The organism is Microbulbifer hydrolyticus, assembly GCF_009931115.1.
In the GTDB taxonomy this organism is placed as follows: Bacteria; Pseudomonadota; Gammaproteobacteria; order Pseudomonadales; family Cellvibrionaceae; genus Microbulbifer; species Microbulbifer hydrolyticus.
Genome location: NZ_CP047491.1, coordinates 2,939,589 through 2,964,424, shown reverse-complemented (window position 1 = coordinate 2,964,424; position 24,836 = coordinate 2,939,589). Strand labels below are relative to the sequence as shown.

The 24,836-nt window shown below is 58.6% G+C and carries 18 protein-coding genes; 11 read left to right on the top strand and 7 right to left on the bottom strand.

Translation table 11 applies throughout. The features are described from left to right. Positions 1-289: 289 nt before the first annotated feature. The gene (miaB, locus tag GTQ55_RS12665) at positions 290-1,669 is read right to left on the bottom strand and encodes a tRNA (N6-isopentenyl adenosine(37)-C2)-methylthiotransferase MiaB (RefSeq protein ID WP_161859065.1); all 1,380 of its coding nucleotides are present in this window, start codon (positions 1,667-1,669) and stop codon (positions 290-292) included. Between the two features lie 199 nt (positions 1,670-1,868). On the opposite strand from miaB, the gene GTQ55_RS12660 reads away from it, so the two are divergent. The 5 genes from GTQ55_RS12660 (at position 1,869) to GTQ55_RS12640 (ending at position 7,146) form a co-directional block, all read left to right on the top strand. Then, entirely contained in the window at positions 1,869-2,201 is a 333-nt protein-coding gene (locus tag GTQ55_RS12660) for a DUF1820 family protein (protein ID WP_183946651.1), read from the top strand. A 316-nt stretch (positions 2,202-2,517) separates the two neighbouring features. After that, positions 2,518-3,891 (top strand): coiled-coil domain-containing protein, encoded by a 1,374-nt coding sequence (locus tag GTQ55_RS12655; protein WP_161859064.1) that lies wholly within the window; start codon positions 2,518-2,520, stop codon positions 3,889-3,891. Then, positions 3,891-4,709 (top strand): hypothetical protein, encoded by an 819-nt coding sequence (locus GTQ55_RS12650; RefSeq protein WP_161859063.1) that lies wholly within the window; start codon positions 3,891-3,893, stop codon positions 4,707-4,709. Before GTQ55_RS12655 ends, GTQ55_RS12650 begins: the two co-directional genes overlap by 1 nt. 236 nt (positions 4,710-4,945) lie before the next feature. Then, complete coding sequence (locus GTQ55_RS12645; RefSeq protein ID WP_161859062.1) at positions 4,946-6,364, top strand: NfeD family protein; 1,419 nt, start codon at positions 4,946-4,948, stop codon at positions 6,362-6,364. 20 nt (positions 6,365-6,384) lie between these two features. Next, a complete protein-coding gene (locus GTQ55_RS12640) occupies positions 6,385-7,146 on the top strand; it encodes a slipin family protein (protein ID WP_161859061.1) in 762 nt (253 codons plus the stop codon). Positions 7,147-7,276: 130 nt separating this feature from the next. Here the strand turns inward: GTQ55_RS12640 and pgi are convergent, their stop codons facing one another. The 3 genes from pgi to nhaC all read right to left on the bottom strand — a co-directional run bounded on the left by pgi (position 7,277) and on the right by nhaC (position 12,492). Then, positions 7,277-8,890 (bottom strand): glucose-6-phosphate isomerase, encoded by a 1,614-nt coding sequence (gene pgi / locus GTQ55_RS12635; RefSeq protein ID WP_161859060.1) that lies wholly within the window; start codon positions 8,888-8,890, stop codon positions 7,277-7,279. A gap of 994 nt (positions 8,891-9,884) precedes the next feature. Next, positions 9,885-10,958 (bottom strand): DUF3549 family protein, encoded by a 1,074-nt coding sequence (locus GTQ55_RS12630; RefSeq protein ID WP_161859059.1) that lies wholly within the window; start codon positions 10,956-10,958, stop codon positions 9,885-9,887. A gap of 94 nt (positions 10,959-11,052) precedes the next feature. Continuing rightward, positions 11,053-12,492: a Na+/H+ antiporter NhaC gene (gene nhaC / locus GTQ55_RS12625; RefSeq protein ID WP_161860150.1), complete on the bottom strand. Its 1,440-nt coding sequence runs from the start codon at positions 12,490-12,492 to the stop codon at positions 11,053-11,055. Between the two features lie 402 nt (positions 12,493-12,894). Here nhaC and GTQ55_RS12620 point away from each other — a divergent pair, with 402 nt between their 5' ends. The 6 genes from GTQ55_RS12620 (at position 12,895) to GTQ55_RS12595 (ending at position 20,281) form a co-directional block, all read left to right on the top strand. Then, entirely contained in the window at positions 12,895-14,070 is a 1,176-nt protein-coding gene (locus GTQ55_RS12620; RefSeq protein ID WP_161859058.1) for a 1-acyl-sn-glycerol-3-phosphate acyltransferase, read from the top strand. 117 nt (positions 14,071-14,187) lie between these two features. Beyond that, entirely contained in the window at positions 14,188-16,362 is a 2,175-nt protein-coding gene (gene dinG, locus GTQ55_RS12615; protein WP_161859057.1) for an ATP-dependent DNA helicase DinG, read from the top strand. A gap of 14 nt (positions 16,363-16,376) precedes the next feature. Further along, on the top strand, positions 16,377-16,703 hold the full coding sequence (locus tag GTQ55_RS12610) for a YqcC family protein (RefSeq protein WP_161859056.1): 327 nt from the start codon (positions 16,377-16,379) through the stop codon (positions 16,701-16,703). Positions 16,704-16,981: 278 nt separating this feature from the next. Then, positions 16,982-17,656 (top strand): ATP-dependent zinc protease family protein, encoded by a 675-nt coding sequence (locus GTQ55_RS12605; RefSeq protein WP_161859055.1) that lies wholly within the window; start codon positions 16,982-16,984, stop codon positions 17,654-17,656. Between the two features lie 106 nt (positions 17,657-17,762). After that, positions 17,763-19,295: an inactive transglutaminase family protein gene (locus GTQ55_RS12600; RefSeq protein WP_161859054.1), complete on the top strand. Its 1,533-nt coding sequence runs from the start codon at positions 17,763-17,765 to the stop codon at positions 19,293-19,295. Beyond that, positions 19,295-20,281: an alpha-L-glutamate ligase-like protein gene (locus GTQ55_RS12595; RefSeq protein ID WP_161859053.1), complete on the top strand. Its 987-nt coding sequence runs from the start codon at positions 19,295-19,297 to the stop codon at positions 20,279-20,281. The genes GTQ55_RS12600 and GTQ55_RS12595 overlap by 1 nt, the downstream gene beginning before the upstream one ends. A gap of 81 nt (positions 20,282-20,362) precedes the next feature. On the opposite strand, the gene GTQ55_RS12590 is transcribed toward GTQ55_RS12595, so the two are convergent. The 3 genes from GTQ55_RS12590 to GTQ55_RS12580 all read right to left on the bottom strand — a co-directional run bounded on the left by GTQ55_RS12590 (position 20,363) and on the right by GTQ55_RS12580 (position 24,754). Then, positions 20,363-23,134, bottom strand: a complete 2,772-nt coding sequence (locus tag GTQ55_RS12590) for a valine--tRNA ligase (protein ID WP_161859052.1) — start codon at positions 23,132-23,134, stop codon at positions 20,363-20,365. Between the two features lie 159 nt (positions 23,135-23,293). Then, positions 23,294-24,301 (bottom strand): hypothetical protein, encoded by a 1,008-nt coding sequence (locus GTQ55_RS12585; RefSeq protein WP_161859051.1) that lies wholly within the window; start codon positions 24,299-24,301, stop codon positions 23,294-23,296. 27 nt (positions 24,302-24,328) lie between these two features. Then, positions 24,329-24,754, bottom strand: a complete 426-nt coding sequence (locus tag GTQ55_RS12580) for a DNA polymerase III subunit chi (protein ID WP_161859050.1) — start codon at positions 24,752-24,754, stop codon at positions 24,329-24,331. Positions 24,755-24,836: the final 82 nt, after the last annotated feature.

Sequence of the window (24,836 nt, the reverse complement as noted above, 5' to 3'; positions counted from 1 at the left end):
GGGACACGCTACAAGCACATCCCTGTGCGCTCGGACGCGGCCATCCATGGCCGCGTACGGTCCCGGAAACGCATCCCGGCATCAGGGCCTTAGATTCGGAGCGCCGCGCAATAGCTGACCTATTCGTTCGCCAAGGTCTAGTGGGCGTGATGCGAAGGTTCTGGTACCGATATCCCTTTTCGACAAGCCCCCAGGGATGGGTTCACGGCGTGTCTCGCAAAGGGATATCGGTAGCAGGACCGCCACGGAACCCCCAAAACGGTGCCCCGAAACCTGAATTTCCCGTGGGTTAGCCGAGCGACCCATCCAGCTCGGAGGCCACCAGAGTACCCCGCAGGGAGTTCGGCAGTGCCTCTTCAATCAATACATCCGCAAACTTGCCAATCAGGGCCATATCGTCGAAGCGGAAGTTGACCACCCGGTTGTTCTCGGTGCGACCCTGCAGCTGTCCCGGGTCTTTCTTGGATACACCGGTCACCAGCACGCGTTCCACGTTGCCCACCATCCGGCGTGCAATCTCTGCAGCCTGCTGATTGATGCGGTGCTGCAGCAGCTGCAGACGGTGCTTCTTGACCTCTTCCGGGGTTTCGTCCGGCAGGTCTGCCGCGGGGGTACCCGGGCGCGCGGAATAGATGAAGCTGAAGGAGATATCGAAACCCACATCCTGAATCAGTTTCATGGTGGCTTCAAAGTCACGCTCGGTTTCACCGGGGAAGCCGATAATAAAGTCCGAAGACAGGCAGATATCCGGGCGGATCGCCTTCAGTCGGCGAATTTTGGACTTGTACTCCAGGGCCGTATGGCCGCGTTTCATCGCCATCAGGATGCGGTCGGAGCCACTTTGTACCGGCAGGTGCAGGTGGTTCACCAGCTCCGGAACCTCGGCGTACACATCGATCAGCGCATCGGAGAACTCTACCGGGTGTGAGGTGGTGTAGCGAATGCGGTCGATACCATCGATGGAGGCTACATAGGTAATCAGTTCGGCAAAGTCCACAATCTGGCCATCTTCGCCGGCTGCGCGGTAGGCATTCACGTTCTGCCCCAGCAGATTTACCTCGCGAACTCCCTGGCCAGCGAGGTGCGCCACTTCTTCCAGCACGTCGGCGACCGGGCGGCTCACTTCCTCACCGCGGGTGTAGGGCACCACGCAGAAGGTGCAGTATTTGGAACAGCCTTCCATGATGGAGACGAATGCGCTCACGCCATCCGCTTCTGGCTGGGGCAGGCGGTCGAACTTCTCGATCTCCGGGAAGGACACATCCACCACGATGGCGCCGCTTTGCTGTTTCTTGGTTTCCATCATTTCCGGCAGGCGGTGCAGGGTCTGCGGGCCGAATACCAGGTCGACGTAGGGGGCGCGCTTGGCGATGGCCTCGCCTTCCTGACTGGCCACACAGCCGCCCACACCAATCACCAGCTCGGGATTCTTTTCCTTCAGGTGCTTCCAGCGGCCCAGCTGGTGGAACAATTTTTCCTGGGCCTTCTCGCGGATAGAACAAGTGTTTACAAGAAGGACGTCGGCTTCTTCCGGGTCATCCGTGGGTACCATCTGGTGGGACTCACCCAGCAGGTCCCGCATGCGCGCAGAGTCGTATTCATTCATCTGGCAGCCGTGGGTCTTGATGAAAAGCTTTTTCACCGGTTTTTCGGACAGTTCGGAGGACATAGTGGGCCTGGTTAAAAACTGGTCAATTTGAAAGGTGGGGCATTATACCGGCCCGACTTTGGGCTGCATAGACGGGGATTGGCTCCAGTGGTAACCTTCCGCGCTTTTTCGGGGTGAGCTCGTCCCGGACCAGTCCCGAGACTAGAATTTACCGGCGCTTGCCTTTATATCCCAGTGGCGCAGCCTTTCAGAGAACTACATGGCCAACCCAATCTACAAAGTCATTTTCCACAACCAGAATCAGGTATTCGAGCTCTACGCGAGGGCTATCTACCAGAGCGAGATGTATGGCTTTATCGAAGTAGAAGAATTCGTATTCGGGGAGAAGTCCCAGCTGGTGGTGGACCCCAGCGAGGAAAAGCTGAAGACCGAGTTCTCCTCGGTCAAGCGCTCCTATATCCCTATGCACAGCATTGTGCGTATCGACGAGGTGGAGAAAGAGGGGGTCGGCAAAGTGCATGATGTGAAAGGCGACAAAATTGCCCAGTTCCCTTTCCCGACACCGATGCGTCACCCGTCGGATTCTGAATAACGACTCATTCGTGTATGTAAAAAACGGGCCCTGGGCCCGTTTTTTTATGCCTGCCAGTATGACTGCCAGTATGCCTACTAGCAGTAGGCCTACTAGATAGTGCCGTGGTGCGCGAATTTGCGCATGTTGTCGATGGCGGTGACAAAAGCGCGGTTTGCTGGCGCCGGTATCTGCTTTTGACAACAGTTTGTCGCAACGGCAGCGGCGACAATCACGAAGCAGCTATTCTGAAGGAGGGAATATGGATATTGCCCTGAGCTGCAAGTCCCTGTGAATCCCAAAACCTAAAATGTAGTGGAAGTTTTTAGGTGACAGCATGACTTCAATACCGGCCACCAAAGCCGCCATCTCTGCCCTCAAGATTGAGCAGCGTGTCGAACGCGATGTGAAAGCGGGCATCCCGGAACACGACCGCCGCAATCATACGGAAAGCGAAGAGGGTCTGCGCTCCTATGTTGTGCGTGAGATCATCGGGCGTGTTCACGAAAATCGCCAGACCGAACTGGACAAAGAACTGGCCGACCGCAGTGAGGTGGAGATTCGCCAGCTGTTCCAGGACCTGAAGAATACCGATGCCCTGGTCGAGAAAAAAATCAGTAGCCGCATGGCAAACCTGGTGAGCGGGCTCAAGCGCAGCGCACAGGATTATTCTGCGGTGCGTATGGATCTGGAGATCTTCCGGCACCGGAATGGCCTCACCCGTGAGGCGGTCTACCGGGAGTCCAGGATTCTGCATCACTCGGTGATTTTCTTTATCGTCATTCTGGAAACCGTACTGAACGCCTTCTTTCTCTCCAAGGGCAGCGACCTGGGCCTTGTCGGTGGTTTCTTTCAGGCCTTTATCATCTCTCTCGTCAATCTCGGTTTCGCCGCGTTTATGGCGTTTTCCCTGAGGAACTGTTTTCACCAGAACCTGGTGAGGAAGGGCGCTGCGGTACTGGTGTCTGCGGCGGTGCTGGCGGTGGCGATAATCTTTGTGCTCGGTGTGGGCCACTATCGTGAGGCGCTGGAGCAGAACCCGTTTACCGCCTCGCAGCTGGCGATGACGAGTCTATGGAACCAGCCGCTCGGTATTCAGGACTTCAACTCCTGGATCATGGTTGTGGTGAGTGCCATTGCCCTGATACTGCTGACAGCCAAGTTCTTCGTGGTAGACGACCGTTACCCGGGATATACCGCCATTACTCGCCGGGTGCGAGCGCTGCAGAAATCCTGGGCAGAAACCTTTGAAGAGGCGATTGAAAGCATCAATGAGCTGGGGGAAGAGGTACACGAGCTGCTGGCAGAAAAGGAAAAAACCATCCGCGCACAGTTCATCCAGTTCAAGGCGAGTATCGAGCGCAGCGAGGAAATCCATCGTCACTATCACGAGGATATCGCCAAGGCGCAGGGGTTGCTGGACGAGCTCATTCGCTATTACCAGTCATATTCTGCGCGCATGCTGAACCGGCGCGCGGCTTATTTCGGTGAACTGTTGCGCTTTGAGCTGGATAAATTGCCGCGCCTCAATACCACCGGACTGGAGCAGCATCAGCAGGACCTGGCAGCATTTGAAGCGCTGATGAATGAACTCGACGAAGCGTATATCGGGGCGATCGATACGGTGAACGCCCGCTGTGAATCCGTGCAGGAATCGCTTGCTGCACTGGTGGATAAGCTCGAGCTTGATTACGGTCTGCGGAGAGCGTAATGGCACTGTTCGGGAGCAGCAGGAAACGCGGTAAACCGGCGCGCCGTCAGCGGCTGACCCGGGAAGACAGAAAGGGGGTCGCGCTATTTTCCCTGGGTGTGCTGGTGCTGGGTGCGCTGGGCGTATTTGCCGTGCAGGTGGTGCGGGCCCCGGAGCGGGATTATGACCGGGTGACCCTGTGCAACCCCAACCTGCCGCGGTTTTCCCAGCACATCGTGGTCATCGATGCTTCGGATACGCTGTCCCCGCACCAGACGCACTTTCTCGATACCCACCTGGCGGGTCTGCTCGAATCCGCAGCAGTCAACGACCGCTTTTCCATTTTCGTGCTGGACGATCACTACAATGGCCTCTCAAAGCCGGTGGTGGATCTTTGCAAACCGCACTCTGGAGAGGATGTGAGTGCGCTGACGGCCAATCAGCAGTTTGTGCAGGCGTTGTACCGGGAACGCTTCGAGCAGCCGCTCGACGAGGCCATCAACCGGGCGGTTTCCGCTGGCGAGCAACCGGTGTCGCCTATCTATGAGGCGCTGTCTGATGTGGCGGCTCTCAATCATTTTGATCCCGCTGCGAAAAATGTACACCTAACCATTGTCAGCGACATGATCCAGAACTCGCGTGCAGGCTCGGTCTTCAAGCGTGGCTCTGCCGCCATCGACCAGCTTCCGTTGATCGACCTGCGCCGGGCCAAAACCCGGGTGTTCTGGCTGGACCGGGAAAAGTACCAGCGCTACCAGACTGCCGAACTGGAGGCCAGCTGGCAGGATTACCTGGGCAGCGTCTCCCGCCTCGAGCAGATACAGCGGGTGAGGGATTAGCGCCGCTCCACGACGCACCCATCACCTGTCACGGTTTTCCCTCGAGGCGCTTGCCTGACACAGAAGCTTCAAGAAACAGCCGGCGCCTTCAAAAAATACGCTGTGGTGACCCTGGCCGGCGCTACCGGGCTGCCGGTTGATGGCATGGAATGATCCGGCGCCGATTTCCCTGTGCTGCGGCTCTGTTCTGTTACGCTTGTATACCCTTTCCCTCTTTCGCACCCGGGATAATGGATATGGACAAGCGGTTGTCGAAAGGAGTACTCACCTGCCTGCTGCTTTTGCTGGCGCAGCTTTTTTCTGTTTATGGTTTTGCGCAAGAAACCGAACCGGGTGACGGGGAGCAGCGCCCGCATATCGCCGAGCTCTCCATCAATGGGCCCATAGGGCCCGCCACCACCGATTACCTGATCCGCACCAGCGAAAAGGCCCGAGCGCAAGGGGCGCGCCTGTTTATCCTTACCATGGACACGCCGGGTGGCCTGGATGCCGCAACCCGCGACATCATCCAGCACATCCTTGCCTCCGAGATCCCCTACGTCACCTATGTCACGCCCGCCGGCGCGCGCGCCGCCAGTGCTGGCACGTATATCCTTTACGCCAGCCAGGTTGCGGCGATGACACCATCGACCACCCTGGGCGCGGCCACTCCAGTTCAGATGGGCGGCATGCCCGGGCAGGGCCCGCCAGCACAGGATGAAACGGAAAAAAAGACCGAGGGCGATGGCAAAAGCGAAAGCAAGCCTGACGAGGAATCCGCGAGCAAGCCCGGTACCGCGATGGAGCGGAAGGTTATCAATGACTCCGTAGCGTATATCCGCGGTCTGGCAAATCGTCACGGGCGCAATGCCGACTGGGCGGAAAAGGCGGTGCGCGATGCAGCCACACTCACGGCCAACGAGGCGCTGGCGGAAAACGTCATCGACGTGGTGGCGGACAATCGCGAGCAGTTGCTGAAACAGCTACCCGGCCGGCAAGTATTGCTCGCCAGCGGTAAAGAAAAAATAGACGCGCAGACGGCCGAGCTTCCGGTGGTGGCCTATGCACCGGACTGGCGCAACGAGTTGCTCTCCCTGATTACCAACCCCCAGGTGGCCTACATTCTGCTCTTGGTGGGCATCTACGGCCTGATCTTCGAAGGCTATAGCCCCGGCGCCATTGTGCCCGGTGTGGTGGGCGTCATCTGCCTGCTACTGGCGTTTTATGCGCTGCAGGTGTTACCCATCAACTATGCGGGGCTGGCGCTGATCGTCGTAGGCGCACTGTTGATCGCGGCGGAATTGTTTGTGCCAAGTTTTGGCGCACTGGGTATTGGTGGTGTGGTGGCGTTGGTGATTGGCTCGGTGATGCTGATCGACAGCGATGTGCCGGGTATGCAGGTGTCGAAGGGACTGATTGGTGGTATCGCCGGTGTCAGCGGTCTGGCCCTGCTCGGAATTTTGTACGCGGTGGGGCGCAGCCTGCGCAAACCGAAAATCGCAGCCAATCAGGCGATGGTCGGGCGCACTGCGGTAGTCACGGAAGTTGAGCCCGTGCTGCTGGTGAAAATCGACGGAGAAATCTGGCGCGCGAAGTGTGAAAACCTGTTGACCGAAGGGCAGCTGGTGCAGGTTATCGGAGAAAAAGGTCTGATGTTGCAGGTACAACCGGAATAACGAATAACTGGAGCAAAGTTATGGTCAGCTATTTTGCGAGTCTCTTGATGCTGGCAGTGGTTCTGCTGGTGATGTACGCGATCCGCGTTTTGCGGGAATACGAGCGGGCGGTGGTTTTTTTCCTGGGGCGCTTTCAGTCGGTGAAAGGCCCGGGACTGATCATCATCATTCCGGTCATTCAGACCATGGAGCGGGTGGATTTGCGCACGGTGGTGATGGATGTGCCCACCCAGGATGTGATCAGCCGCGACAACGTATCGGTGAAGGTGAATGCGGTGGTGTATTACCGGGTGATCGATCCACAGTCTGCGATCATCAATGTGGAACATTATGATGAGGCGGTTAGCCAGCTTTCACAGACGACATTGCGGTCGGTGTTGGGTAAGCATGAGCTGGATGAGATGCTTTCCGAACGGGATAAGTTGAATGTGGATATCCAGAAAATTCTGGATGAGCAGACGGATGCCTGGGGGGTGAAGGTGACCAATGTGGAGATCAAGCATATCGATCTCGACGAGAGCATGATCCGGGCTATTGCCAAGCAGGCGGAGGCGGAGCGTTCGCGGCGGGCCAAGGTGATACATGCCGATGGTGAGGCGCAGGCGGCGGTGAAGCTGACCGAGGCGGCGACGGAGCTCTCCAAGAACGCCAATGCCATGAGTCTGCGTTATATGCAGACACTGATTGATATCGCCGGGGAGCAGAACTCCACGATTGTATTCCCGTTACCAATGGACCTGATCAAGCCATTGCTGGAGAAGCAAACCAGGCAAGGTGATTGAAGACTCTGGTCTGGTTAACTCTGGATCAAAGTGACAGGTCTCGGTTTTGCAGTTTTGCAAACCGAGACCTGGTGCCGGGTCCGCCAGCAAACCCACCAAGTGGATCCGCTGGTTTGAGAAGCGTGTCGAGTTATTTGAGAAGCAATTTCAGCAGGTGGGCCGTAGAGCCATCCCAGTCCTCTGGAATCTCCCCCTCAATGGCATCGTGCACTGCATTGCCGAGCACCTTGCCCAGCTCCACGCCCCACTGATCAAACGGGTTGATATCCAGCAGGCAGCCAAAGGTAAATACCTTGTGCTCGTACAGGGCCAGCAGGCTGCCAAGGTGGAACGGGTCAAGTTTGTCCACAATCAGTGTATTGCTCGGGCGGTTGCCCGGGATCACCTTGTGTGGTGCCAGTTGGTGTACTTCCTTGTGGGTGTGACCGGAAGCTTCCAGTTCTTTGCGCGCTTGCGCCAGGGACTTGCCCTTAAGAAGTGCCTGACTCTGGCTCAGGCAGCAGGCCAGCAGCCACTGGTGTTGTTCGGCCAGTTCGGAGGTGGGCTGTTTGATCGCGACGAAATCCGCCGGAATCATGTCGGTGCCCTGGTGCAGCAGCTGATGGAATGAGTGCTGTCCGTTACTGCCTTCCGCACCCCAGATCACACTGCCGCTGGGGTAAGGCAGGGGCTGGGCGTCGCGAGTCACACTTTTACCAAGGCTCTCCATATCCAGCTGCTGTAACCACGCCGGGAACTTGGCCAGGCGCTGGGCATAGGGGAGTACCGCAAGGCTGCCGGCGCCCCAGCACTGGCGATACCAGAAGTGGATCAGTGCCATCAGCACCGGCAGGTTTTGTGCAAAGTCGGCCTCGGCAAAGTGGGTGTCCATGGCGTTGGCGCCTTTCAGCAGCTCGCTGTAGGCATCGAAGCCGCACGCCAGCGCGATGGGCAGGCCAATGGCGGACCACAACGAGTAGCGCCCACCTACCCAGTCCCACATCGGGAATATGTTCTGGGCGGCAATGCCAAAATCCTGGGCGGCGACAATATTGCTGCTTACGGCCACAAAGTGCTTCGCAAGGTCTGACTCCGCACAGCCAGCATCCAGTACCCACTGGCGCGCTGAGAGGGCGTTCTGGCGGGTTTCCAGGGTGGAGAAGGACTTGGAGGCAACGACAAATAAAGTCTCGTCAGCGGGCAGGGAGGCGATGGTGTCGCTCAGGTCGGCGCCATCAATATTTGCCACAAAGTGCACGCTGAGATCTTGTTTATGCCAGGGGCGAAGCGCCTCACATACCATGCGTGGCCCCAGGTCCGAGCCGCCGATACCGATGTTGACCACGTGGCGGATGCGCTTGCCATTAAAGCCTGTCCAGGCACCGCTGTGCACCTGCTCCACAAAATTTTGCATCTGCACGCGACAGTCTGCTACTGCCTGCTCGTGCTCCGTCTGTGGCGCTCCCTGGAAGCGGAGGGCGGTGTGCAGGGCGGGGCGGTGCTCGGTATTGTTGATCGGGGAGCCAGAGAGCAGGGCCTGGATACTACTTTTGAGCTCGGCGGTATCGGTGTAGCTGAGGAGCTGCTGCAGAGTTTCCGTGCTTAGCAGGTTTTTGCTGTAGTCCAGATAGATACCCGCGGCTTCGGCGCTGAATACCTGTGCCCGATCGGGGTTGGCAGCGAACAGGTCGCGCAGGGACCAGGTCTGCTGGTCCTTGTGTTGTTGCAGTTTGGCGATGGCGGCAGAAAGGGGGAGAGCATCCATGATCAAAAATTCTTCGCTGAAGTGAGAAAAGGGAGAGGCGCAAATTTTAACGGCATTTAACCTGTACGGCCAGTTTGTGCCCGAATCAAGCGGTTGTGGGCAGCCAGGCACAATGCAGCGGCAATATTACGCAGCGGTGCACACGTTTAATGCAGGAGAGCCTGAGTGAAGTCGGGAAGCTCTGTCGATGGCTTGTCGGCGGCGGGTGTGTCGCGGAGTGATTGTTCGGGAATTAAACGAGGAGGCGGAGCGAGCCTCAAGGTCCCAAGGATTGGGTTCAGGCTTGCTGTCGCTAAAAAAGGGCATGGGCCAAAATGCAAAATGCCGCTCCTAGAAGCGGCATTTGCATGAACCTGTTATGAAGGTGGTTATTTAACCACTTTCATGCAGCGAACATTATCGGATGCCATCCAGCAATCCGCGTCCGCAGGACAAGCCATGGAAGTCGGAATCTGTTCTGACCCCGGAGGGCAGGCGGCCGGCATCGGAGCCGGTGCACAACAACCTGCGAGGACCAGTGCACATATAATTCCGGTTAAGTACTTGGCTGGAGTGAAATTCATCCCCTAACTCCTTTCCGTTGATGTTAGTCAATAGCATAGACAATAAAACGTCACCTGTTTGGTGTGCTTTGTAAAAATCTTTTCTACAAACATACCGCCCAATGGAGTGTAATAGGCGCGCGGTTAAAATAGCCGCCAGAGGTCAATTCAGGATAAAACCGCCGCCAGTTTGTCGCGGCGATAAGCCTGAATTCGAAGGGTTATCCGCCAAATTGCATGCTGGTCCATTGCAGGACGGGTGAAATTTTTTTTCAGCGGCATGAAAGAGGATTAATTTTCTTCTTTCAATAAACGATTCTGCAGAAGCTCACGCCAAAAAGTCGAAATTTTGACTTGAATGATCGAAATAAAGTCGATGAATTGCGCGTATATTTTTTACACGCGGTAAAAACAGGTTAGGAAAAAAGAGAGTTTGGCGCGCGATTTTTTGGCTAGTTCCCGCTGGGCTGTAAAAATTCACCAAACGCGCGGGCTACCGATTCCTTTCTTTCCGGGTTGCGCAGGACCTCGAGCAGGTCATTGCGCAATTGTGGAAGAAACAGCAGGTCGGTGAGCAGCAGATTAAAGGTCTGTTGGGGTTGGCTGGCGCTGAGATTTTCAAGCCAGAGTTGTGCCAGTTCTGGCACCTGCAGATCGTCACTGCAGCGGCTGCCGATCGCGGCTAGTACTTCGCCATCTTTTCCGGCGTCGCTTTCCAGCACCTTCAGCAAAAACATCTGGCGCATACCGGTCGCAATACTGTGGGAGATCCCGCGAATCACAGCGGTGACCAGTTTCAGGTCGGGCTCGCTGCTCTCCAGGGTTTGTTCTGCGCGCTGAATCAGAGGCTCTGCCAGCTGGTGGTCGATGGATTCACTTTCCAGGCATTGGCACAAAGGAATCAGGGCCGGTGCGGCAAACCGGTGGAGATTCGCCTTGAGTGGGCCATGCTCCTCCTCCCAGCGCACGGCCAGATCCGCAATGCCCTGCAATGCCAGTTGGTCCCACGGAAAAGACGCCGGATCTTTTGCGTAGGCTTTGGCGGCGGGGAAGTGGTCGCTGGCGGGGCGTTTCAGTAGCCGGCCGGCTTTTGCGTGGAAAATCGCGCGCCTGTCGGCTGGAGGCGTGAATACCAGGCCGCTGTCCTCCAGCGCCTGCTGCAGGTGCTTCCCCGGATCCTTCGTCTCATTGCCTTCCGGATAGAGCGCACTGTGCAGCTGTTTCAGAAAGCGGTCGCGAATGGGGAGCAGCAGTTTTCCCTGTTCGTCCAGAGGTAACCGCAGGAACCAGACCACGGGATTGCTGTCAGCTGCTTTGTCGATCGGCCACAGCAGCAGTCCGCACCAGGCCTGGCGAAGATATGGGTAAGGCCAGGAAGCGGAGCCCTCTTCAAAAGCCTGCGCAACGTTCTGTCCAATCGGCTGGATGCGACGACCGACGTCAAACCAGCGCAGATTGAAATCAGCAGAGGCGATCAATGCGGTCAGAGTAGAGGGTAACTGGTTTGCTGGGTCGTTCTGGCTCACGGATTAACACTTGTTAGTGGTACAGGGTGTTTGTGGACGAAGCACTGACAGTGGATCGTCCATTTCTACAAAATGAAGTCGAAGGCTGGCGCGGTTACGCGCGCTCCTCGGCCACCGGTAGTTGCACCTGCTTGCCCAGCGGCATCTGTTTGAAGTGCAACCAACCATAGGCGATGGCAAGTAGCGGGCAGATGATGTTGAACAGGGCGAATGGCGCGTATGTGAAGGTAGCAATACCCAGGGTTGCGCTCATATAGGCACCGCACGTGTTCCAGGGAATCAGTACCGAGGTGATGGTGCCGGAGTCTTCCAGGGTACGCGACAGGTTCAGGCCGTGCAGACCCTTGTCCGCAAACGCCTCGCGGAACATGCGGCCGGGAATGATGATGGCCATGTACTGGTCGCCCGCGGCGGCATTCATGCCAAAGCAGGTAAGCACCGTGGAGGTGATCAGGCCGCCCACGGTTTTCACGCCGGAGAGCGCCCAGTTGACGATGCGCTCGAGGAAGCCGGCACGCTCCATTACACCGCCGAAGGCCATCGCGGAAATGATCAGCCAGATGGTATTGAGCATGCTGCTCATACCGCCTTTGGACAGCAGCGACGCAACCGCTTCGTTGCTGGATGTGGACTTGTAGCCGTCGAACAGACTGTGCCAGGCCCCTTTCAGCAGGCTCAGGTTGCCTTCACCGCCGGCCAGTTGACGTGTCGCATTGGGCTCGAAAATCATTGCGATCATACAGCCCACCAGAGAGCCGATAATCAGTGTGGGATAGGCGGGGATTTTCTTCCACGCCATAAACAGCAGCAGCGCCAGGGGCAGCATGCTGATGATGGAAATATTGAATTCGCCCTGCAGTGCGCCGAGCAGCTGCTGGATATCCTCCGCTGAGGCATGTGTAGTGTCGGCGCTGAGGCCGATGACGGAGAAGATCACCAGCGCAATCACAAACGCGGGCATGGTGGTCCACAGCATATGGCGGATATGCAGGAACAGGTCATTGGAGGTGACCGCTGCAGCGACGTTGGTGGTGTCTGAAAGGGGAGACATCTTGTCGCCAAAGTAAGCGCCAGAGATGACCGCGCCGGCGGTAACCGCCGGGTTCAGGCCCAGTGCGCCGGCGATACCCATTAATGCCACACCCAGGGTGCCTGCGGTGGTCCAGCTGGAGCCAATACTCAGGCCGACGATGGCGCAGATGATACAACTGGCGGCGTAGAACCACTGCGGCGACAGTATCTGCACGCCGTAATAGATCATCGACGGCACTGTGCCAGCGAGAATCCAGCTGCCGATCAACGCGCCGACCGCGAGCAGGATCAGAATGGCACCGAACACCAGGCCGATGCCGTGCAGCATGCCGCCTTCCATCTCCTTCCAGGTAAAGCCGTTTTTCATCCCCATCAGTGCAGCGACGCCGGCACAGAGCAGCAGGGCGATCTGGTTGGGGCCGTAAGAGGAGTCGGCGCCGTAGAAATAAACGGAGAGGGAAAGTAGTGCGATGAGAATCAGCAGGGGGATCAGTGCATCCAGCAGGCTGGGAGTGCGGTGCTTGTGCTGCGGGTCCTTTGGATGAGACTCGCTGGCAGTGCTGGAACTGGTCTGGCTCAAGGTGTTCTCCTAAGTCTGGCCTAAGCCTGGCTGCCCCGCTTGTGGCTGGGCTGCCTGGTCAGTTTCTTGTTATGTATGACGCAAAGCGCTCTATTCTCGGGGGCGGGCCTGTATATGTCTATAGTGGTCGGGAACCGGGTGTTTGCCGTGGGGTTAACCGCCGAGTCTGCCTCAGCGCTGGCAGTTATCCCTCGCTTCCGGTATGTTCTGCGCCGGTTTTGTCCACGGCTCCTTCGCCCGGAGCTGGCTGGGCCACAATAAGAAAGAGCCAGAGCGCGGCGTCCGCAGCGATTGCGCGCTGATGTTGGCAGGTAATTGAATCCCATGAATGCGAGAAATCTGGACACTAGTCAATTCGATGAAATTCGCCCGTATCGGGACGATGAAGTGCGCCCGGCGCTCCGTCGCCTGATAGAAGACCCGGAGATGTCCCGGGTGGTGGCGCACTTTTTGTTGCCCGGGATGGCGGGCAAGCTCGAGCGCCCGCTAGCCTGGCTGGTGCGCCAGCTCGTACGCTTTGAATTCCGCAATGCCAACAATGTACGTGGTGTTCAGGATGTAATCGCCAAATACCTCGAGAAGGCGGTCAATCGCACCAGCTGTGGCCTGAGCATTTCCGGCCTGGATACCCTGCCCAAGGATCGCGCCTGCCTGTTTGTGAGCAATCACCGCGACATCGCCATGGACCCGGCCCTGGCGATCCTTGCCATGTACAAGGAAGGTCACGAGACCTCCCGGATTGCCATCGGCGACAACCTGCTCTCCAAGCAGTTCGCGACCGACATCATGAAGCTGAACAAGTGTTTTGTGGTGAAGCGCAGCTCCGGCAGCCGCCGCGAGAAGCTGATGGCAGCGACCACGCTGTCCCGATACATCCACCATTCGATCGTTAACGAGAATGAGCATGTGTGGATTGCCCAGCGCGCCGGCCGTGCCAAAGATGGCCGCGATCGCACCAATCCAGCGCTGGCCGCGATGTTCGGAATGGCCAAGCCGAAAGAGCAGTCGTTTGCCGAGTTCTGGCGCGAGCTGCACATTGTGCCGCTGTCAATCTCCTACGAGTGGGACCCCTGTGATCGCTACAAGGCCCGCGAGCTGTACATCACCGAGCACCAGGACGAGTACCAGAAACAAGCGCACGAGGACCTGGGCAGCATCGCCAAGGGCGTGGTGGGGCACAAGGGCCACGTCCACGCAGCGTTTGGCACGCCGATCGAGAAAGACTTCAATGATGTCACCGCTCTCGCGGATGAGATCGACCGCCAGATCATCGGCAACTACGTCCTGCATCCCACCAATCTCATCGCTTATCAGATGATCTACGGTGAAGCGCCGCAGCTGCCGGTGGGCTACCCGCCCAAGCCCTGGCATCCTGACGAGCACCAGGAGATTCGTGAGAAGTTTGAGCAGCGTATGGCGGCCATTGATGAGCGTTGGCGGGACAAGGCCATTCAGGGTTATGCCAATCCGGTGGTTTCCCGATTGGCCTACGAACAGTAGCACTCACTGGCTACCCGCAGCGCAGCCGCTGAATCGAAACTGAGTTGGCTAAACCCTGAGCAAGCGTGGATAATGCCCGGCTGATTTAACTCCCAAAGCGAATCCAGCCGGTCCCCAGTGCTCAGCGAAAAAGACAAAGAATCCATCCAAAACGCCTACCGCCAGTTTCTCAACGGCCGCGAGCTAAAGGCCCGCTACGGCCAGAAGCTGATGATTGCCGCTATTGCCCGAGCCCTCGGCGGGATCGAGCGCAATGGTGCCGGTGAGCGTGACCACGGCAAGACTGACGGGCAGCACATCTGCGTGGTGGAGGCAGGTACCGGTACTGGTAAGACAGTGTCGTATCTACTGGCCGCCATTCCCCTCGCCGTTGCCCACGATAAAACCCTCGTTGTCTCTACCGCCACGGTCGCCCTGCAGGAACAGATCATCAACAAGGATCTGCCCGAGCTGATCCGTCATTCCGGGCTCAAGTTTGAGGTTTCCCTTGCCAAAGGGCGCGGGCGCTACCTGTGCCTGTCCAAGCTGGACCAGCTGCTCACCGAACTCACCTCCAGCGGTGTCGGCGCATCCATGGCGCTGTACGAAGATGAAAAACCCCAGGTGGACGATGTCGGGATCAAGTTGTACCGGGACATGGCCGACCAGCTCGCTACCGGCAGCTGGGATGGGGACCGGGATAACTGGAAAGACACCATCGAAGGTGAAGACTGGAGCCGGGTTACCACGGACCATCGCCAGTGCAGCGGCCGCCGCTGTCCCCATGTGAGCAGCTGTAGTTTTTTCCGCGCCCGCGAGAGCCTCGGCAAGAGCCGGGTGATCGTCGCCAACCACGACCTGCTGCTGGCGGATCTGGCCCTCGGTGGGGGTGCGATCTTGCCGGCGCCGGAAGACTCCATCTATGTGCTGGACGAGGCACACCACCTGCCGGACAAGGCTCTCAACCACTTCGCCCACCACAGCCGGGTCGGCGCCACCACCGGCTGGCTGGACCAGGCCAACAAGAATCTGAGCCAGCTGCTCGGTGAGATCGGTGACGGTGCCGAGCTGGACCGTGCCGGGGAGGAGCTGCCCGCGCTGTTCACCGCCGCCAAGCAGAAGCTGGAGATGGCATGGCCACTGCTGGAGGACCTGTGCGAGTTTGACGAGGACCGCCGCGGCGGCGGCTCGGGGCCCGGGCGCAGTGCGCGCCACCGGTTTGAGGGTGGGGTGGTGCCGGAGTCGCTGATGCAACTGGCGGACCAGCTGCGGGAAGATTTTGACGAGATGGAAGCGCTGCTGGGCAAGATGGTGCAGGTCGTCCAGCGCATGATGGAAGATGCCCACAGCCCGGTGCCGATCGTAGATCTGGAGCGCTGGTATCCGGTGCTCGGCAGCTGGCACGGCCGCGCCGAAGCCAACCTGGAGCTGTGGGCCAACTACTCCCGGGAAGATCAGGGCTCGGTGCCCCAGGCGCGCTGGGTAACCCTGGTGGACTGGGGCGGCTCGTTTGATTTTGAGGTGTGCAGCTCACCGATCCTGGCCGGCAAAACCCTCGAATACAGCCTGTGGCGACGCTGTTATGGCGCGGTACTGACCTCGGCCACACTGACGGCGCTGGGGCGCTTCGACCGGCTGAAAATGCGCGCGGGCACTCCGGATAACGCCAGCTATGAAGTTGTTCCCAGCCCGTTTGATTTCTCCAATGCAGAGCTGCGGGTACCGAGGGATGCGGTGGAAGCCAACAATGCGGATCTGCACACCGATGCGGTGATCAATGCGCTGCCCGGGTTGTTGAGCGACAAGGAATCCGGTGGTGGCAGTGGTGGCGCATTGGTGCTGTTTGCGTCCCGCCGGCAGATGGAAACCGTGTATGAATCCCTCCCGGGTACCTGGCGCAATCGTATCCTGATGCAGGGGCAGCAGTCCCGCCAGCAGTTACTGGACAGCCACAAGAAGAGTGTCGATAGCGGTGGTCACAGCGTGCTGTTCGGTCTCGCCAGCTTTGCCGAGGGGCTGGATTTGCCCGGCGATTACTGTCGCCATGTGATTATTGCCAAATTACCCTTTGCGGTGCCGGACGATCCCATCGAGGCGGCGCTGGCAGAGTGGATTGAAGCCAAGGGTGGCAACCCCTTTATGCAGATAACTGTGCCGGATGCGGCACTGAAACTGGTGCAGGCCTGCGGCCGCTTGCTGCGCACGGAAAAGGACCGCGGCATCATCACCCTGCTGGACCGGCGCATTGTGACCAAGCGCTACGGGCGTGCCATGCTGGATTCGCTGCCGCCGTTCCGGCGCATGATCAATTGAACTTGTTGGGCCCTATGAAGTCGATTTACCCCGATATCGCCAGCCTGTTGCTGGAGCTGGAAATGGAGCTGCGGACGCTGGAGTTGTGGGATGCGGAACCGCCAGGCCCGGAGGCACTGGCCAGCACCCAGCCGTTTTGCGTGGATACACTGACGCTGCCCCAGTGGTTGCAGTTTGTGTTTCTGCCGCGGATGAGCCAGCTGGTGGAGCGGGAACACCCGCTGCCCCAGAAGTGCGGGATAGCCCCGATGGCGGAAGAATATTTTCGCGGTCTCGACCTGCCCAGCGCCGGATTGACACGCAAACTGATCGAAATCGACGAGCGGCTGGAGCGGGGTTGAAAGTCCGGGGGGTATCCCGCTGTCGCTTGATTCGTTGTGACTAGTTGGTACCATGCAGTTCGGTAATCTGTCCGCGACTATGCTTCTCTACGCCGAGCCGTCCCTGCCACCCTGTTTATGGGGGGCGGTGCAGTCGCTTGGCGGATAAGGTAATATCCGGGCTTTGCAAAATTCGGGCAGCATGGATGGCCCGGGTCCGATACCGCCAGGATTACTTAAAAACAGCACACAAAGGGCAGGACTCTCGCCCTAAGGTAGTAATAAAACAGATGCGGTTTTTGCCTTCAATTTCCCTGTTGCTGGTTATGCAGCTGCTCGCCGGCTGTGAAAGCCTGCGCCAGGCAGGAACCCCGAGCCCGGTTGCCGAGCCCTCCCCGCAGCCTGCCGAAACGCCCCTGGATCCCGCGCAGTGCCCGCCGGTTGAAACCGTGGTGTGTGCGGAGCCGGAAGTAAAAGTGGTGGAGCGGGTGATCGAGCGCAACTTCGAGAAGGTTGTGGAAGTGCCGGTGGCCAAAGACAAGCTGGTACTGGGCTCGGAAGAGTTCTTCACCGTTGAGCCGGGCGACCTGCGTCTGCGTGCCCTGGTGGATACCGGCGCGGCAACCAGTTCCCTCAGTGTGCTGGAGTTGACGCCCTTCGAACGGGACGGCAGCGACTGGATACGCTTCAAACTCAGCGATGGCAGTGACGCTGAGCCGAAGAAAATCGAATTACCCATCAAACGTCACGTGCGGGTCGCCCGCCCGGGATTTGACCGCCAGCGTCGTCCGATTGTGGATATGAGCCTGACAGTCGGAGGCGTAACCCATATGGTGGAAGTGAACCTGGTCGAGCGCGGTGAGTTCGAGTTTCCGCTGCTGGTAGGGCGCAACTTCCTGAAAGATGCTGCGGTGGTGGATGTCAGCCGCAAGCAGGTACAGGGTAAGCCTAAACTCCCTTCCTTCAGTAAATAGTTCCTCTGAAACCTGAAAATGTGGGTCGGTTACTGGCAGATTCGTCGGTAAACGGCAAAAATAAGCGGTCACAAACTGCGAACAATCATTAATTGGGGAATGGCGAATGTCGCCAAGGGCTCAGGTCTATATTCTTGCCGCGCTGCTCGCACTCATGGGCGCCGGCCTCACCATCTACAAAAGCGTTGAGCTGGGCTTTCCTCTGTTGCCTGGCGAGTACCGCACCGTTTGGACCATCGAAGCCAAGGTTCACTTCAACGCCGATGGCGGCCCGGCCAAGGCCGCGCTCACGCTGCCCCGCGCTCAGCGCAATATGGAAGTGTTGGGGGAAACCTTCAGTTCGTCCGGTTACGGCTTTAATGTCATTCGTGAAGACGATGAGTATCGTGCGGTCTGGGCCAAGCGTCAGGCAACCGGTGCGCAGTCGCTGTTTTACCAGCTGGATGTTCACCAGACTCCGGGCGCTGCTCTGGAGCAGCCGCTGGACCTGAGCACCGAAGTGGTGAAGCCATTGCTCGGTGCGCGCGAGCAGGAGGCCGTGCGGCAGGCGATCTACTCACTGGTGGAAACCGCGCGGGAGCGCTCGTCGGATACGCGAACTTTCACCTCTGAACTGCTCACCGCCCTGGGCGACAACCGCAATCAGGATCGGAATCTGATTTTCGGCTACTACAAAGACCGTTCTTTTGTGGATATCGCGCTGCTGGTGCTATCGGCTGCAGATATTCCCGCGCACCGCATTCGCGGCCTGTACCTGGAAGACGATCGTCGCCGCCTGGACCCGGAAGACTTGCTGGAAATCTATGATGGAAAGCGCTGGGTGGTATTCGAGCCATTGAGTGGCTCGCCGGGTGTGCCGAAGAACTTTTTCATCTGGCAGCGTGGTGGCAAGAGCCTGTTGGACGTTGAAGGTGGCCGCAACTCGGGCGTTACCTTCTCGGTGATTTCCAACGATGTTCCCGCACGGGATGTGGCCATGTTGAGTACCAGCCAGGAAAAAGAAGCGCTGGTGGATTTCTCCATTTACAGCCTGCCCATCGAGCAACAGAGTATTTTCAAGCTGATCCTGCTGGTGCCGGTTGGCGCTTTGGTCGTCGTACTGCTGCGGGTATTTGTGGGGCTGCGTACCTCCGGTACCTTTATGCCGGTGCTGCTGGCCATTGCATTCATCGAAACCCAGCTGTTAACGGGCCTCGCCATTTTTGTGTTGATCCTTATCCTCGGCCTGTGGATCCGCTTCTATCTCAGCAGGCTCAACCTGCTCCTTGTGGCGAGGATCGCCGCCGTGGTGGTCACGGTGGTGATATTAATGGGCGCCATCAGCGTGGTGAGCTACAAGCTGGGAATTGAGCAGGCACTGACGGTCACTTTCTTCCCGATGATCATCCTGGCCTGGACCATCGAGCGGATGTCCATAGTGTGGGAAGAAGACGGCCCGTACGAAGTCGTAATCCAGGCCGGTGGCAGCCTGTTGGTGGCGGTGATGGCCTGGTGGGTAATGACCAACCGCTACATTGAGCACTGGACCTTCAATTTCCCCGAGCTGCTGCTGGTGCTGCTGGGCTTCATCATGATCGTCGGTAACTACACCGGTTTCCGGCTTGGTGAACTGGCGCGGTTCCGCCAGCTGGTACGCTGATGCAGCTGCCATCCTTTTTTCGCGGTGGTCTGGTCTCGCCGTTTACGCTGAGAAAACTCGGCGTGCTGGGCATGAACGCGCGCAATGTGCACTACATTGCGCGCTATAACGACCGCGATAAATACCCCATCGTCGATGACAAACTCAATACCAAGCGCCAGGCAAAACGCTACCGTATCCCGGTTCCCGAACTGATCGCTGCGTTCGAGACCCAGCCCAGTCGCACCCGGGTCATGCAGGTGATTGAGCCCTTGCAAAAGTTTGTGATCAAACCGGCGCGGGGTTCCGGTGGTAAAGGGATCCTGGTGATCGTCGGGCGGGATGGCGATGAATATGTAAAGCCCTCGGGCAGCAAGGTCACCGCGCTGGATATCCAACGTCATGTGAGCAATATACACAGCGGTCTCTACAGCCTGGGCGGCAAGCCGGACCGGGTGATGATCGAGGCCCTGGTGGATTTCGACCCGATCTTCGACAATTACTCCTTTGAAGGTGTGCCGGATATCCGTGTGATCGTATTCCGTGGTTTCCCGGTGATGGCCATGCTGCGCTGCTCGACCCATGATTCCGATGGCAAGGCCAACCTGCACCAGGGTGCGGTGGGTGTGGGTGTGGATCTCGCCACCGGTAGATCATGCCATGCAGTACAGCGGGGACTGCGTATTGAAAAGCACCCGGATACGGAGATGCCTTTTGCGGATCTGGTGGTGCCGGGGTGGCAGGAGCTGGTGCGCCTGGCGGCCAGTTGCTATGAAATGACCGGGCTTGGGTACCTGGGATGCGATATTGTGCTCGATCGCAAGCGTGGCCCTTTGCTGCTTGAGGCGAATGCGCGCCCGGGCCTGGCGATCCAGATTGCCAATGGCATCGGTCTGCGTACACGGCTTGAACATATCGAGTCCATGGATATGGAGCAGCTGGAAAAGAATGCGGAAGAGCGGGTGGCTTACTCTATGGATTACTTTGCGGCGAAGCCGCTGGTTTGAAAATATCTCCCCGGCGTTAAGATAAAAAAAATGGCGAGCTTTTAGGGCTCGCCATTTTTTTGCGTGGAAGAACCGGAAAACTTACAGGTTCTTCAGTGACTCCAGCTGCTCGACAAAGCGTGCACGGGTGCTTTCCAGGTCCGCCAGTCGCTGCTTTTCCTTGTTGACCACAGCTTCCGGCGCCTTGTCGACAAAGTTCGGGTTCTGCAGTTTGCCCGCGACCTGCTTCAGGTCCTTGTCCAGCTTGTCCAGTTCCTTCTGCACTCGCGCGCTTTCCGCTTCCACGTCGATCAGGCCGGCCATGGGTACCAGCAACTCCAGATCACCCACAAAGGCGGTAGAGGAGGCTGGTGCTTCGACGCCTTGGCCCAGCCAGTCGATAGAGTCGAGGCTCGCCAGCTTGGTGAGCAGGCCGCGGGTCTGCCTGAGCAGGTCTTCATCATGCTTGGAACCACCGCGCAGGATCAGCGGGATCTTCTTCGCCGGGGAAATATTCATCTCTCCGCGAATATTACGCACACCTTCGATCACGTCTTTCAGCCAGGCAATGGCCGCCTCAGCGTTCTCATCGATCCGGTGCTCGTTGGCCTCCGGATACGGCTGCAGCATGATGGTGTCACCAGTCTTGCCGGCCAGCGCACTAACGCGCTGCCAGATTTCCTCAGTGATATAGGGCATCAGCGGATGCAGCAGGCGCAGGATGGTTTCGAGTACACGGATCAGGGTGCGGCGGGTGCCTTTCTTCACCGCGTCGGACGCGTTGTCGTCCCACAGTACCGGTTTGGAAAGCTCCAGGTACCAGCTGCAGTACTCGCCCCAGGTAAAGTCGTACAGGGCCTGAGAGGCGAGATCGAAGCGGTAATTGCTGATTGCTTCCTTCACGGTAATTTCAGTGCGCTGCAGCAGGGAGATGATCCAGCGGTCGGCGATCGTCAGCTCGAAATTGTCGCTGCCATCTTGGCCGCAGTCCTGGCCGTCGCAGTTTTGCAGCACATAGCGGGAGGCATTCCAGATCTTGTTGCAGAAATTTCGGAAGCCCTCGATACGGCCGACGTCGAACTTGATATCGCGGCCGGTGGAGGCCAGCGAGTAGTAGGTATAACGCAGCGCATCGGTGCCGTAGGGGGCGAGACCTTCGGGGAACTCCTTGCGGGTCTGCTTTTCGATCTTATCCCGCAGGTGCGGCTGCATCATGCCGGTGGTGCGCTTGGCCACCAGGCTCTCGAGGTCGATGCCGTCGATCAAGTCGATGGGGTCGAGCACGTTGCCCTTGGACTTGGACATCTTCTGCCCATGGCTGTCGCGCACCAGACCGTGTACATACACGGTGTGGAACGGCACTTCCTTCTTGAAGTACAGGGTCAGCATCATCATGCGTGCGACCCAGAAGAAGATGATGTCGAAGCCGGTTACCAGTACCGAGGTGGGGTGGAACGCCGCCAGCTCTGGGGTTTCTTCCGGCCAGCCGAGGGTCCCGAAGGTCCACAGGCCGGAGGAGAACCAGGTATCGAGCACGTCGTCGTCCTGGCGCAGTTCGATGTCGCCCAGGTTGTGCTTCTTGCGCACTTCCTCTTCACTGCGGCCGACGTAGACTTTGCCGTCGTTGTCGTACCACGCCGGAATGCGGTGACCCCACCACAGCTGGCGGGAAATACACCAGTCCTGGATATCGCGCATCCACGAGAAGTACATGTTCTCGTAGTTCTTGGGTACGAATTCCACGCGGCCGTCTTCCACCACCTTGATGGCTTCTTCCGCCAGCGGCTGGGTTTTGACGTACCACTGGTCGGTGAGCCACGGCTCGATGACCACACCACTGCGGTCACCGCGGGGGACTTTCAGCGTGTGCGGCTCGATTTTTTCCAGGCAGCCGATGGCATCGAGGTCGTCGACGATCTGCTGGCGCGCGGCAAACCGCTCCATGCCGCGGTATTTTTCCGGCACGTTATCGTTGAGGTTGGCGTCCTGATCGAGGATGTTGATCATCTCGAGGTTGTGGCGCTGTCCCATTTCGTAGTCGTTGAAGTCGTGGGCCGGGGTGATCTTCACGCAGCCGGTACCGAACTCCAGATCGACGTAATCGTCGGCGATGATCGGGATTTCACGGTCCGTGAGGGGCAGCTTGATGGTCTTGCCGATCAGGTGCTTGTAGCGCTCGTCTTCCGGGTGCACTGCGACGGCGGTATCGCCGAGCATGGTTTCCGGGCGGGTCGTGGCCACGACAAGATGGCCGGAACCGTCAGACAGCGGGTAACGGAAGTGCCACAGGTGGCCCTGTTCTTCCTCGTTCAGCACTTCCAGGTCGGAAATGGCGGTGTGCAGTTTTGGGTCCCAGTTCACCAGGCGCTTGCCACGGTAGATCAGGTCGTCTTCGTACAGGCGGATGAAGACTTCCTGCACGGCCTTGTAGAAGCCGTCGTCCATGGTAAAGCGTTCGCGGGACCAGTCCGGGCTGGCGCCGAGGCGACGCAGCTGGCGGGTGATATTGCCGCCGGACTCCTCTTTCCACTCCCATACCTTCTCGATGAACTTGTCACGGCCCAGCTCATGGCGGGACTTGCCTTCGGCGGCGAGCAAACGCTCCACCACCATCTGGGTGGCGATACCGGCGTGGTCGGTGCCAACCTGCCACAGGGTGTTGTCGCCCTTCATGCGATGGTAGCGGATCAGGGCGTCCATGATAGATTCCTGGAAACCGTGGCCCATATGCAGGCTGCCGGTGACATTGGGCGGCGGAATCATGATGCAGTAGGGATCTGCCGTTGTGTCACCGGAGGGCTTGAAGTAGCCGTTTTCTTCCCAGGTTTTGTACCACTGCTGTTCGATGGCGTTGGGCTGGTATGTCTTGTCCATGCGCGGGGGAATGCCTTGCTTTGAATCGCTTTGCCGCCCGGGGCCGGGTATGCGGTCACACCGGGGCGATGAAATGAATCGATGAGTATATGAAAAAGGGGCGGAATTATACCGCTGGGGCCGGCCGGGGCAAAAGGTGCTCGCCGCCGTGTGGCTGGTTCAATCCGATTCCGGGACTTCCGGGTAGATTTCGTTGACCATCAGGGTGATGTTGGCGCGCAGCTGGCGCTCGAGCTCGGGTAGCTGCTCGGACATCAGCTGCTCGATCAGGCGCTCGCGGGCGCTGGCTTCCGCAGCGTGCGCCGCATCGCTCTGGCTTTCTAGCGGGGCGCTGTCAGCCTCCGGAGGCTCGGCTGATACGGAGGGCTCCTGTGGCGTCACGTCTTTTGCCTGGGTGCCTTCTTGCGAGCGTGGAACCCTGCCGCCAGTCAGGCGGGCACGGATATGCGGTGGCAGGAAGGGATTTTCAGTGACGGCAGCAGGCAGCGGACGTTGTGCTTTCCCGCTGGCTTTTTGTGGTGCCTTCTTTACCGGTTCCTGAGCGGCCTCGGGCCCAGCTGCTGCAGTACCCGCTGGAGTAGCTGCCGGAGTAGCCGCTGAAGCTACGCCTTCTTCTGAATGGTCGCCAGAGTCTTTGCTGCCGTTGGTGACTGAAGCCGTTGTCGACTTTTGGGGGCCGTCGAACAAGCTGGGCTGGAATTCCTCGCGCGCGGGCTCAGGCGGCAGTTCTACGGGCTGTACCTTGGCCTCTCCGGTAACGGCCTCATCGTTTGAACGCTGGGGTTCTCGGGTGGCGCTTGCCGGGGTGGCATCTTCGCGCGGCAGATTCTGCAGTGGGCGCAGCAGCTCGCGGTCGGCATCGCTGAGCAACGGGGTGTAATCCTCTACCGGTTCCTCGTCCACGGGACTGAACAGGATGGGCAGGTCGGCCTCCTGAAGGGGGCGCGGTGGTGCGATTGGGGGCGGCGTTGTCAGTGGTTTCGGCGCTGCGCTCTGGTAGGTTTTGTCAGCCCCACCGGATTTGTCTGTTTCGGCCACCTGGTCGAGCAAGGGGATGTCAGCCTCTTCTTCGCTGCCGAGGAGGTCCCGCAGGGAGTTGAGCTCATTGAGCAACTCATGGGGAGGCTGGCCGTGGCGATGTTTTCTGTTTTTCTTGCGACCGGACATGGAGCTGGCTTTCGTTTTTGCTTGGGATCAGTTGGGTATCTTGTGGGATTGTAACGGATATCCCCTGTCGCGGAAGTGACTGTATCGTGTTCTCGAGCGGGCGAGGGAGTCGGGGTGCTGGCAGACGATTTCGGCCAGGCGGTCGAATTGGCTGAACCAGCCGGGAATATCGCTGCACAGGTTGATGAGCAGGCCGTGGTGCTGGCCGGGGTCTTCTCCGCTATTGACCTCAATGGCGGCCTGCTGGTCGAGGCTCTGGGGGGCGTGGGGAAGGAAACTGTCCTCGCGAAAGGTCCACAGCAGCTCATCCAGCTTCGTTGCCTGTTCGGCGTCATCGACGGCAATCAGCACCCGCAGGCCGTTGCGAAAGGCTTTTTCTGCCAGTCGACAGGCAAAAACCGGGATCTCGTCCGGGTTTTCGGAGGGGAGGACGTAAAAGTCTATTCGGGTCATATTGATACAACGAGGCCACAAGAGTTAGACGCGAAGGTGTCGATAACGGGTAAGTTTTGCGAGACCCAGCGCACGGAGTCGC